The organism is Faecalicatena contorta, assembly GCF_001404335.1.
GTDB classification, from domain to species: Bacteria; Bacillota; Clostridia; order Lachnospirales; family Lachnospiraceae; genus Faecalicatena; species Faecalicatena contortus_B.
This window is the reverse complement of record NZ_CYZU01000096.1, coordinates 1-10244: the sequence shown is the minus strand read 5'-3', so window position 1 is coordinate 10244 and position 10244 is coordinate 1. Positions and strand designations below refer to the sequence as shown.

At 43.7% G+C, this 10244-nt stretch carries 10 protein-coding genes; 4 read left to right on the top strand and 6 right to left on the bottom strand.

Annotated elements, in window-relative coordinates:
• Window positions 1–105 precede the first annotated feature (105 nt).
• Window positions 106–432 (top strand): EAL domain-containing protein, encoded by a 327-nt coding sequence (locus ARB69_RS24880; RefSeq protein WP_055155331.1) that lies wholly within the window; start codon window positions 106–108, stop codon window positions 430–432.
• A 130-nt stretch (window positions 433–562) separates the two neighbouring features.
• Here the strand turns inward: ARB69_RS24880 and lexA are convergent, their stop codons facing one another.
• Window positions 563–1177: a transcriptional repressor LexA gene (gene lexA, locus ARB69_RS24875; RefSeq protein WP_050642301.1), complete on the bottom strand. Its 615-nt coding sequence runs from the start codon at window positions 1175–1177 to the stop codon at window positions 563–565.
• 225 nt (window positions 1178–1402) lie between these two features.
• Between lexA and ARB69_RS24870 the strand changes: the two genes are divergently transcribed.
• Together ARB69_RS24870 and ARB69_RS24865 are read left to right on the top strand one after the other, a co-directional pair.
• The gene (locus ARB69_RS24870) at window positions 1403–1777 is read left to right on the top strand and encodes a LysM peptidoglycan-binding domain-containing protein (protein WP_070102572.1); all 375 of its coding nucleotides are present in this window, start codon (window positions 1403–1405) and stop codon (window positions 1775–1777) included.
• Window positions 1778–2093: 316 nt separating this feature from the next.
• A complete protein-coding gene (locus ARB69_RS24865) occupies window positions 2094–3161 on the top strand; it encodes a tyrosine-type recombinase/integrase (protein WP_050642300.1) in 1068 nt (355 codons plus the stop codon).
• A gap of 60 nt (window positions 3162–3221) precedes the next feature.
• Here ARB69_RS24865 and zwf read toward each other — a convergent pair whose 3' ends face one another.
• From zwf to ARB69_RS24840, 5 genes are all read right to left on the bottom strand, one after another.
• Window positions 3222–4613, bottom strand: a complete 1392-nt coding sequence (gene zwf / locus ARB69_RS24860) for a glucose-6-phosphate dehydrogenase (RefSeq protein ID WP_055155330.1) — start codon at window positions 4611–4613, stop codon at window positions 3222–3224.
• Between the two features lies 1 nt (window position 4614).
• On the bottom strand, window positions 4615–6021 hold the full coding sequence (gene gndA / locus ARB69_RS24855; protein ID WP_055155329.1) for an NADP-dependent phosphogluconate dehydrogenase: 1407 nt from the start codon (window positions 6019–6021) through the stop codon (window positions 4615–4617).
• A gap of 32 nt (window positions 6022–6053) precedes the next feature.
• Window positions 6054–7073, bottom strand: coding sequence for a beta-propeller fold lactonase family protein (locus ARB69_RS24850; RefSeq protein WP_055155328.1), 1020 nt, complete (start codon window positions 7071–7073; stop codon window positions 6054–6056).
• Between the two features lie 121 nt (window positions 7074–7194).
• Entirely contained in the window at window positions 7195–8514 is a 1320-nt protein-coding gene (locus ARB69_RS24845; protein ID WP_055155327.1) for an MATE family efflux transporter, read from the bottom strand.
• 108 nt (window positions 8515–8622) lie between these two features.
• Window positions 8623–9186: a hypothetical protein gene (locus tag ARB69_RS24840; RefSeq protein WP_050642295.1), complete on the bottom strand. Its 564-nt coding sequence runs from the start codon at window positions 9184–9186 to the stop codon at window positions 8623–8625.
• Window positions 9187–9455: 269 nt separating this feature from the next.
• Between ARB69_RS24840 and ARB69_RS24835 the strand changes: the two genes are divergently transcribed.
• Complete coding sequence (locus ARB69_RS24835) at window positions 9456–10190, top strand: tRNA 2-thiocytidine biosynthesis TtcA family protein (RefSeq protein WP_050642294.1); 735 nt, start codon at window positions 9456–9458, stop codon at window positions 10188–10190.
• The last annotated feature ends 54 nt before the right edge of the window (window positions 10191–10244 follow it).

Sequence of the window (10244 nt, the reverse complement as noted above, 5' to 3'; positions counted from 1 at the left end):
AGTTGAAGAAGTTTTTTCCTCATCACCTCCTCTTTGAAAGTCGATTCAAATATGAAAAATCAAGCGGAAATGACACCCGCTCTATTTGTCATGCCCTAATCGACTGTGAATAGTAACCTGGACGATTACGGGAGCGGATATAATGGTGAGAGAATCCTTCTGGAGCTTGCCCCTAAGTATATTAAGATCGACAGAGAGATTATATCCGGTATCCATGATAATATTGATAAGCAGAAGATCGTGGAAAATACCATATCCTATGCTAAGGAAAGAAATATTAAAGTCATTGCGGAAGGAATCGAGACGGAACAGGAGATGCATAAGGTGATCGAACTGGGTGTAGATTATATGCAGGGATATTATCTTGCACGGCCATTTCTGGAACCGCCGCAGATAAGCGAATATATCGTGGAACAGATTAAGAAAGACTGATTGGAGCGAACCGCCGGTAACGGTCGGCGGTATTCTCCCAGGAGATAAGAGGATAAAAAGACATGCAGCATTTCAGTTTTGCGCATGTCTTTTTGAATACAATTCGGAAATACCATTTTGCCTCCGGATTTTAAAAAAATCGGAAAACCCCGATCACTTTTCCTAAGATGGATACTTCCTTTACGATGATAGGCTCCATGTAGTCGTTCTCCGGCTGCAGGCGGTATACTCCTTCTTCTTTATAGAAGGTTTTGACTGTGGCTCCGTCTTCTACAAGTGCAACCACCATGTCACCGTTGGAAGCGGTATGATCCTGTTCAACGAGCACCATATCGCCATCCAGGATCCCGGCATTAATCATGCTTTCTCCTTTTACAGTCAGCATGAAGGTCTGCTTGTTGGGCATGAATTCCATGGGAATGGGGAAGTAGTTTTCTATGTTCTCCTGTGCCAGCAGCGGCTCTCCTGCGGCGACACGGCCGACAAGCGGGACATTCACAACTTCGCGTCTGGTCAGATTAAATGTATCATCTAATATCTCTATGGCTCTGGGCTTCGTGGGGTCACGCCTTATGTATCCGTTCTTCTCCAGTGTCTCAAGATGAGAGTGTACAGAGGAAGTGGACTTTAAATTGACAGCCTCACAAATCTCACGTACAGCAGGGGGAAATCCCCGTTCTAATATCTGTGCTTTTATGTATTCTAATATCTCCAGCTGCTTTTTGCTGATCTTACCCTGTGACATATAGCCCTCCTTAATCCGTTAAAGCCAACGCTCAACTCATTCTATAAATATAGTATCATAGTTGTTTTTAAAAAGCAAACACTTGTTACGAAAATATGTTCGAAAAATGAAACGCGAGTATTGACAAACATGTGTTCGTGTTATATAATTCTAGCTATAGAGAACAGCTGTTCGCAAAACGAATAAGCAACTAATTATTAGGGAGTTTTAACGGGGGAATTACTAATGCAGAGAGAAAGAAATTATGCAAAAGCACAGACTATCAAAAAGAACGAGAGACATATCAGGAGTATGCTGGTTCTATTTATTGCAACAGTATTCATTGTATTTGCGGCATGCGCTTTGTTTGGAAATCTTTTGATTTCAGCACATGAGAAACGTTCAGAAGAGCCTGTTAACTTTAAGTATTACAAGAGTATTGAGATTCAGCCCGGAGATACTCTATGGGATATTGCAGAAGAATATATTACAGAAGATTATCGTTCCGTCTCAGAATATGTTATGGTGTTAAAAGAGATGAATTCACTGAGTACAGATGACATTCAGGCAGGCCAGAATCTGATGATCGCTTACAACGATACAGAATTTATAAATAAATAATCAACCTGTTCATTACTTGATTTCTTTATAGATAATTAGATAAAGGTATCAATATACATCCCTATGTATTGATATATAAACTCACCCAGAGGCAGCCTGTACGAATATGTGCAGGCTGCCTCATTTGATATACTGATATATAGGGGAAAGGTTTGCTTCAGAAAACTCCGCATTAATAAATGAAGAGATATCGTATGAGATAAATAAATCTATACGACAAATACTGATTTTTCCAATAGATATGGACAGAGATCCGTATCCATGCTATAATTACCTCAACTATAAGGGGTTTATAACATTAAGGGGGAATTTTAACATGTCCGCACAGGATCCGAAAACATATCATGAACAGACTTACATAGACAATACCCTGCGTCTCAGGCAAATTCTTAAGACAATGCCGCCATTTGCCAGGGACTATTTCCGTGCTATAGAACCTAAAAGTTCTGCTAAAACACGGATATCTTATGCCTATGATATCCGCGTTTTCTTCCATTTTTTAATGGAGAATAATCCTGTTTATAAAGACTATACCATGGATCAGTTTACCGCGAAGGATCTGGAACGCATCGAGCCGGTTGATATTGAGGAATATCAGGAATATCTGAAGGTTTACACAGGCTCTGAGGATCAGCAAATTACGAATACAGAAAAGGGACTGGCGCGCAAGATGTCAGCACTCCGCAGCTTCTATGCCTATTACTTTAAACATCAGGTTATTGAGAAGAATCCCACTTTGCTTGTGGACATGCCGAAGTTACATGATAAGGCTATTATACGTCTGGATACGGATGAAGTAGCCTCTCTGTTGGAATATGTTGAACACGGCGGCGATGACCTGACCGGTCAGCGTAAAGTGTATTTTGAAAAAACAAAGAACCGGGATCTGGCAATTTTAACGCTGCTTTTGGGTACCGGGATTCGTGTGTCTGAATGTGTTGGGCTTGATATCCAGGATGTGGATTTTAAGAACAATGGAGTTAAGGTTACCCGAAAAGGCGGGAATGAAATGGTTGTTTATTTTGGTGAAGAGGTTGAAAATGCACTGAAGATGTATCTGTATACAACAAGAAAGTCTGTTACTGCCCTCTCCGGCCATGAAAATGCACTGTTTCTATCAACCCAGCGAAAACGGATGGGGGTTCAGGCCGTTGAGAATATGGTGAAGAAGTACGCACGCCAGATTACGCCGAATAAAAAAATCACGCCGCACAAATTGCGCAGCACCTATGGTACCGCCCTGTACAAGGAAACAGGCGATATTTATCTTGTGGCTGATGTTTTAGGACACAAGGATGTTAATACTACGAAAAAGCATTATGCGGCTATCGATGAGAACAGGCGCAGGCAGGCTGCGGGGGCTGTGAAACTGCGGGAACCTTAATATTTAAGTTGAAACAGCGCTTACCACGAATCTTTTGACAAAGCGCTGTTTCACTAAATATTATTCAAACCATTCGTGCCCGTGATCGCCAAGCAGTTTGTCTGCGGCTCTCGGGCCTGCGCTTCCCTGAGGGTATAAATGTACTGGAAGACAATTTTTATGATACTGCTCCCGGATCGCGTCCACGTATTTCCAGCTCGTTTCTATCTGGTCCCATTGTGAGAACCAGGAACGCTCCCCACGGATACATGCGCCAATCAGCCTTTCATATGCCTCAGGTGTATTCATCTGATTGATAAAGGAACAATTCTGGCAGAAGTCCATTTTAGCCTGAACCACTTCTTCTGACTCTCCGGGTTTCTTTATATTAAACTGAAGATATACGCCTTCTGTGGGCTGTATTTTAATATTCAATATATCCGGTTCCACTCCCGGCACAGGGCTTTTAAATACGACTGCAACCTGCATCTCCCGCTTCCCAAGCTTTTTTCCGGTGCGGACATAGAATGGCATTCCATGCCAACGCTCATTCTCTATCATCAGACGGACTGCTGCGTACGTCTCCGTGTCAGATTCCGAATCAACAGCAGGTTCCCCGCGGTAGCCCTCATATTGTCCCAGAACAATATTCTCTTTTATATCTTCAGGCATATGGAGCGCGTTCAGTACCTTCATCTGCTCCCGGTGCATATCTTCTGCAGCTGCACTCTCCGGCTGTTCCATGGCTACAATGGTGAGGATCTGGAACAGATGATTCTGCATCATATCTTTCAAAGCGCCGCTGTGGTCATAATAGCCGCCTCTTGTCTCCACGCCTACCTCTTCCAGCGCAGAAATCTGAATGCAGTCGATATATCGTGCGTTCCAGACATTACTGAAAATTGGATTTGCAAAACGGATAGTCTGTATATTTCTGACCATCTCTTTTCCAAGATAATGGTCAATTCTATAAATATGGTCCTGTTTAAAGAAAGTCTCCATCGTTGCATTTAAACTCGCCGCTGCCAGAAGATTTTCGCCAAAAGGCTTCTCAATCACGACCTTGCCGTTCCCGGCGCCGGATACCAGCTGGAGCCCTTTTACGATAATTTCAAAGAACCTGGGAGCTACTGCAAAATAAAAGATATGCTCTACATCACCCATTCTCCGGTAAAATGCATCCAGATCAACATAAGCTGACTCATCGGTGAAATCCATACGGTAGTAAGTCATTTTCCCTGCAAGCCTCTCATAGATCTCCTCTTTATACCCGAGTCTTGCGAATTTTTCTACCCACCTGCGGGCCATCTCCCGGTATTCCCCACTCGTGTAGTCTCTTCTTCCGATGATGACAATTTGTGTGCAAAGGTCCTCGTTTTTAAAAGCCTCCATATTATAAAATGCCGGTATCAGTTTGCGGAATGTCAGATCTCCGGTACCTCCAAAGATTGTAAAAATCTGTTCTTTACACATTTTAAAACCTCCAATCGTGATGGAAGATTCCTCCCCTGTCAGTCCGCTCGTAGGTATGTGCCCCAAAGCAGTCTCTTTGTGCCTGAATGAGGTTCGCCCCTACAGGCATCCCTCTGAAAGCATCGATATACGCCACAGCCTGGCTCATTGCCGGCAGCGGAATCCCATTCTGAATTCCCATGCACATGATATCCCGGAGACTTCTTTGCCCACGGTTCACACCGTCCATGAAGAAGGAATCCATCATCAGATTCTTGAGCGCGCTATTTTTCTCAAACGCCCTTGTAATATCATCCAGAAATTGGGCCTGTATGATACAGCCGGCACGGAAAATCGATGCGATTCTGCCATAATTCAGATCCCATCCATATTCCCCGGATGCATGGGAAAGCAGTTCGAATCCCTGCGCATAGGCTGCGATTTTGGCTGTGTACAGCCCTTCTCTTACCTGCTTTTTAAATGCTGTCTTCTCAGGAGCCGGCTTTGGTTGCGGGCTATCGAACAAATCTCTGGCTGTCTTTCTCTCCTCAATACGGTTCGACATAATCCTGGCATTGCATGCCGCTGTTATCATGGATACGTTCACGCCCTGTTTCAGGGATTCCAGGCTGGTCCAGCGGCCGGTTCCCTTCTGTCCTGCACTGTCCAGAATATAATCCACCAGCTCTTTGTCTGTAAAATCATCTTTCTCCCGGAAGATACCTGCTGTAATTTCAATCAGATAACTCTTCAGTTCGCCTTCGTTCCACTCTGCAAATGTATCGGCCAGCTCTCCATTTGTAAAACCGCCTGCGTATTTAAGGAGCAGATAAGCTTCTGCAATCAGCTGCATATCTGCATATTCAATCCCATTGTGCACCATCTTAACGTGGTGGCCGGCGCCGTCCGGACCCATATAGGCACAGCATGGCTCGCCCTGTGCTTTTGCTGCGATTGCTTCCAGGATCGGGGAGATATGGCCGTATGCCTCTTTGTCTCCTCCCGGCATGATAGAGGGGCCAAAACGCGCTCCCTTCTCTCCTCCGGAAACACCAGTTCCAAAATAAAGGATTCCTTTTTCACGCAGGCTTTTCTCCCGCCTTCTTGTGTCTTCAAAGAAAGAGTTCCCGCCATCCAGAATCATATCTCCCTCATCAATAAGCGGAAGAAGCTGCTCAATTACCATATCAACAGGCTTTCCGGCCTTTACCATAATCAGAAACTTTCTCGGACGTTCCTGTGATTCTACAAGCTCTTTCATATCGTAAAAAGGAACAAAGTTCTCATGCGGATGCTCCCTGAGAAGTTCATCGGTCACCTCCCGGCTCCGGTTGTACCCTCCTACTTTAAATCCATGGTCAGCCATATTCAGGGCAAGGCTTCTTCCCATTACCGCGAGTCCAATGACTCCTATTTCTGTTCTCCTCATCGAAATACCTCCTTATAATCAATCTATCGTTGTTATGCCAGTACAAGCGATACCCCTTCCGGCATCTCTATACGGCTTCTCACTCCTTTTAATTTTCCTGTATCACAGTCCCTCTCAATACATACAATTCCACCTTCCAGGCGGTTTGCCACAAGCAGAAACTTTTCATTTTTGCTTAAAATAAAGTCACGCGGATGTTTCCCGCCACAGGATACGTGCTGTATGACGGTGGCTTTGTCATGACTTACATCGATAACTGCCAGCAATTCTCTTTCTCTCACTGATATATATAGAAATTTCTCATCTTTCGTTAGCCGGATTGCCGCCGCTGCAGCGGCCCTGGGCCGTTCCCCGGTCTTTTCATTTTGGGGGAGAACAGAAAATGTCTGCTCCAGCAAAAACTCTCTGCCGCAAACTTTAAAAATAAAAAGTTCATTACTCCATTCACTCACAACATAGAGCCGGGTGTGGGCCTGATTAAAAACACCGTGTCTTGGACCGCTGCCTTTTGGAAAGCTGATCTCTCCGGCAGGGGCAAATCCTTTCTCTTTGTCGAAGAGCCGGATTCTGTCCTGCGTAAGGCAGGGTACCATAATATACGAGTCATGAAGCAGAATCTGGTGGCATCCGGCGCCCTCTCCATTTTTAATCCGCTTCACGACCTCAGGTTTTTCCTCTGTTGTCTGATAGATCATAACGGTGCCTTCATGGTAGTTGGCTGTATAGATAAAGTCTTCCTCCTGTTCGATGTAACAAGGCGTCTGGTGTTCCTGCAGCACCTCGCCGTCACATTTTTTCACCGATCCGTGATTTAATTCCAGAAAACAGGTTCCCGCCTTTCCTGCCTTTTCATCAGGAATCACCATCCGATCATTGTTTAAAGAAATCCATTTGGAATTCCTTGCCTCATAAAAAAGTTCAGGTGCTGTCAGTTCTCCAGTCTCTTCATGAAAAGAAAAACGGTATATCCCTCTGCTCTCCTCTGAATAATATGTCCCGACATATCCATCGGTAAAACCGGCTGTTGTTTCTTTTTCTCTTTTTTTCTCCATAATGCCACTCCCAGATTCTGATTATTTTATATTGGAATTCGTAGTATCCCTCTTATTGTTAACTGTAATTATACATATTACAGTTAACAATGTCAAATACAATTTATGATATTCTTCATTATTATGCCCAATATTTCTTCCACAGTATACGGAATACATACAGCAGCAATAAAACGCCCCACGAACCGGCTTCGGCATATGCAATGATCATATTTCCGCATATGCCGGCAAAAGCATATGAAAACACAATGCGTGAAATCAGTGAAATAATCCCGGCGATGCTTGAGAACAGCACGTCCCCGATTCCTTCTATGTAACCGCGTATCGACATCGCAACGCCGTAAACAGCATAAAAAGCAGCGATTTTCCGGAAGAAATTTCTTCCGATCTCTACTGCCTCAGGGCTTACCCCAAACAAGGAGATTAAATCTCCTCCGGCTTCTACTACCAGCCATGTGAGCAATAAAGACACGCAAAGCATCATCGCTGTTCCCACATATACGGTCTTTGTAGTCTGCTTTTTCTTACCTGCCCCATAGCTTTGGGCAACGATCGTAGAAATTCCCGAACCAAGATTAATAATCGGCAAAAGTATCATTGTATCCACACGATATGCCGTAGTAATCGCCGCAACCGTCTGTGTGCCGAATCCGTTCATGAAATTCTGCAGGATAAGGCCGCCTAAAGAACTGATACAGGCCTGAATCATAGGAGGGATTCCTAGATGAAGCCCCTCACGAAGAACAGAGCGTTCCGGCTTCCACTCTTGAATCTTGAAACGCAGGCTGGGATACTTTTTTACACTGTAAATGATAATAAATACCGTCATAACGGCCTGTGAAATCACTGTTGCCGCTGCCGCCCCGGCCACACCCCCATGCCATACGCCCACAAACATAATATCCAGTATCACATTCACGACGGAAGAAAACAAAACAGCGCTGAATGGAGCACGGCTGTTTCCGATTCCGCGAAGCGCGGCAGCGTAAACATTATAGACCGCCAGTATCGGTATCCCGACCAGTATGATCTGCAGATATACCTTTGCCATATGAATGGTGTCCTGTGTCGTGTTCATCATCTGGAGTAATGGAAAAGCTCCGATGATGCCTATGAGTGAGACGAGCAGAAAAATCCCGCCGATTATCACCGAAAACACCGAAAGTATTTTGGGGAGATGGTTCTCTTTTCCGGCGCCATATTTCTGCGCAAATAAAATAGAAAGCCCGAGTGTAAATCCAGTGATCGCAGTTAGAAACAGATTGATGACCGTAGTTGTGGAGCCAATTGCCGCAAGTGCGGTCTCGCCGGCTATATTGCCAACGATAAATGCATCCGCCCAATTATAAAGCTGCTGCAGGATTCCGCTTAAAATGAGCGGCGTACAGAACTTTATTAGTGTTACTGCTATATTTTCCGTCTTGTTGTTTTTACTGTACATTTTAAGAACTCCTCAGGGCAAAAAATACCGTATGCAAGAAAATAGCCTCACATACGGTAGGTGCTCACCCGTTGATTACATGAAAAAAACAATACTGTCTATTTTAATTCATGAATATTTTTTATAATTTAAAAAATACTTCCCATATTCTGCGGCTTTCTCAATAAAAACCGCCAATACTTTGTGCATATTTTTAAGTATAATATCGACATCTTTGGCATAGCAGCCGTTATCTTCCTTCCGGATCATATTGCCGGCAGACAGCATCTCACAGCTGAAATCCCTGCACACGGCAAGACATTTATCCACGTTGGTTTTACTTATATTATTCAGCGCCGTGTGGTAACTGGTTATTGTGGCAAGCTGAAGCAGCCGATAGAAGGAATCAAAAAATACTGCCATTACTCCTTCGTCTTTTTTTATATTCATATGCCTGCATAAGTTTTCTGCGATTTTTTCATTTTCTTCAATTAGAATTTCGCATTGTTTACCTTCTGCAAGCTCATTTTGAATGATTTTCGCCTCCCCATTTCTGAGCAGCTTTTTATACTCATCCACCAGCATACCTGTCATTAAATCATATATCAGTGACACACTCTCAAATGAATGCAGTTTCCAGTGGATATGTTCTGACCAGACCTCATCTCCGATCAATCTAAAGTTCATCTCCATATTTTACTCCGTTTTCCTTCCTTTCTTTTTATTCTTTAGTTTTTGTATATCGGGAAGCGTTAGCCGGTAAAATATTCCAGATACACTTGTTCATATTATATCACACTTTTTTTGCTTAGTGAACTATTTTCAGAACAGCAATTTTCGATTTTTTAGCGACTTTTTCGTCTTTCACATCTGTGAATTTTCTTGTATTTCAGAGGAAGACATTCTATAATAATATAGTCTGAGTTTTGGCAGGAAATTACGATGAAAGGATTTAGAAATAGATGCAGTTACAGAGATTATTAAGTTTTACACGTAAGGCAGTCGATGAATATGCCATGATCCAGGAAGGCGATCATATTGCAGTGGGAATTTCCGGCGGAAAGGACAGCCTTACGCTGCTCTATGCCCTGCATGGCCTGAAACGGTTTTATCCGAAACAGTTCGAACTCAGTGCTGTCACGGTGGACCTGGGATTCGAGAACTTCGATTTAACTCCTATCAAAGAGCTTTGCATGGAACTGGAAGTGCCCTACCATATTGTGGATTCTGAGATCTATCACATTCTGTTTGATGTGCGAAAAGAAGCCAATCCATGTTCACTCTGTGCAAAGATGCGCAAGGGGGCGCTTAACGATGCAGTTAAAAAAATGGGCTGCAATAAGGTTGCGTACGCCCATCACAAGGACGATATTATTGAAACTATGCTGCTCTCATTAATCTTTGAAGGAAGATTTCATTCCTTCTCACCGAAGACTTATCTGGACCGCATGGATTTGACCGTTATCCGGCCCATTATGTTTATCGATGAAGCGGATGTGATCGGGTTTAAGAATAAGTATCATCTGCCCGTAGTGAACAGCAAATGTCCTGTTGACGGATATACCAAGAGGCAGTATGCGAAAGAACTGGTAAAACAGCTCAATACGGAGCATCCCGGTGCAAGGGAAAGAATGTTTCACGCGATATTGAACGGCAATATCAAAGGATGGCCGGAAAGAATTCCCCATATCAGATAAGAGCCGGAAACGCCGGACAGCGTTATCTAAACTGCTGTCCGGCGTTTCCGGCTC

Excerpts from the sequence above, each read along its gene's own strand:
- lexA (WP_050642301.1), bottom strand. The coding sequence starts at position 1,177 with ATGTCACAGGGTAAGATCAGCAAAAAGCAGCTGGAGATATTAGAATAC.
- ARB69_RS24870 (WP_070102572.1), top strand. The coding sequence starts at position 1,403 with ATGCAGAGAGAAAGAAATTATGCAAAAGCACAGACTATCAAAAAGAAC.
- ARB69_RS24865 (WP_050642300.1), top strand. The coding sequence starts at position 2,094 with ATGTCCGCACAGGATCCGAAAACATATCATGAACAGACTTACATAGAC.
- zwf (WP_055155330.1), bottom strand. The coding sequence starts at position 4,613 with ATGTGTAAAGAACAGATTTTTACAATCTTTGGAGGTACCGGAGATCTG.
- gndA (WP_055155329.1), bottom strand. The coding sequence starts at position 6,021 with ATGAGGAGAACAGAAATAGGAGTCATTGGACTCGCGGTAATGGGAAGA.
- ARB69_RS24850 (WP_055155328.1), bottom strand. The coding sequence starts at position 7,073 with ATGGAGAAAAAAAGAGAAAAAGAAACAACAGCCGGTTTTACCGATGGA.
- ARB69_RS24845 (WP_055155327.1), bottom strand. The coding sequence starts at position 8,514 with ATGTACAGTAAAAACAACAAGACGGAAAATATAGCAGTAACACTAATA.
- ARB69_RS24840 (WP_050642295.1), bottom strand. The coding sequence starts at position 9,186 with ATGGAGATGAACTTTAGATTGATCGGAGATGAGGTCTGGTCAGAACAT.
- ARB69_RS24835 (WP_050642294.1), top strand. The coding sequence starts at position 9,456 with ATGCAGTTACAGAGATTATTAAGTTTTACACGTAAGGCAGTCGATGAA.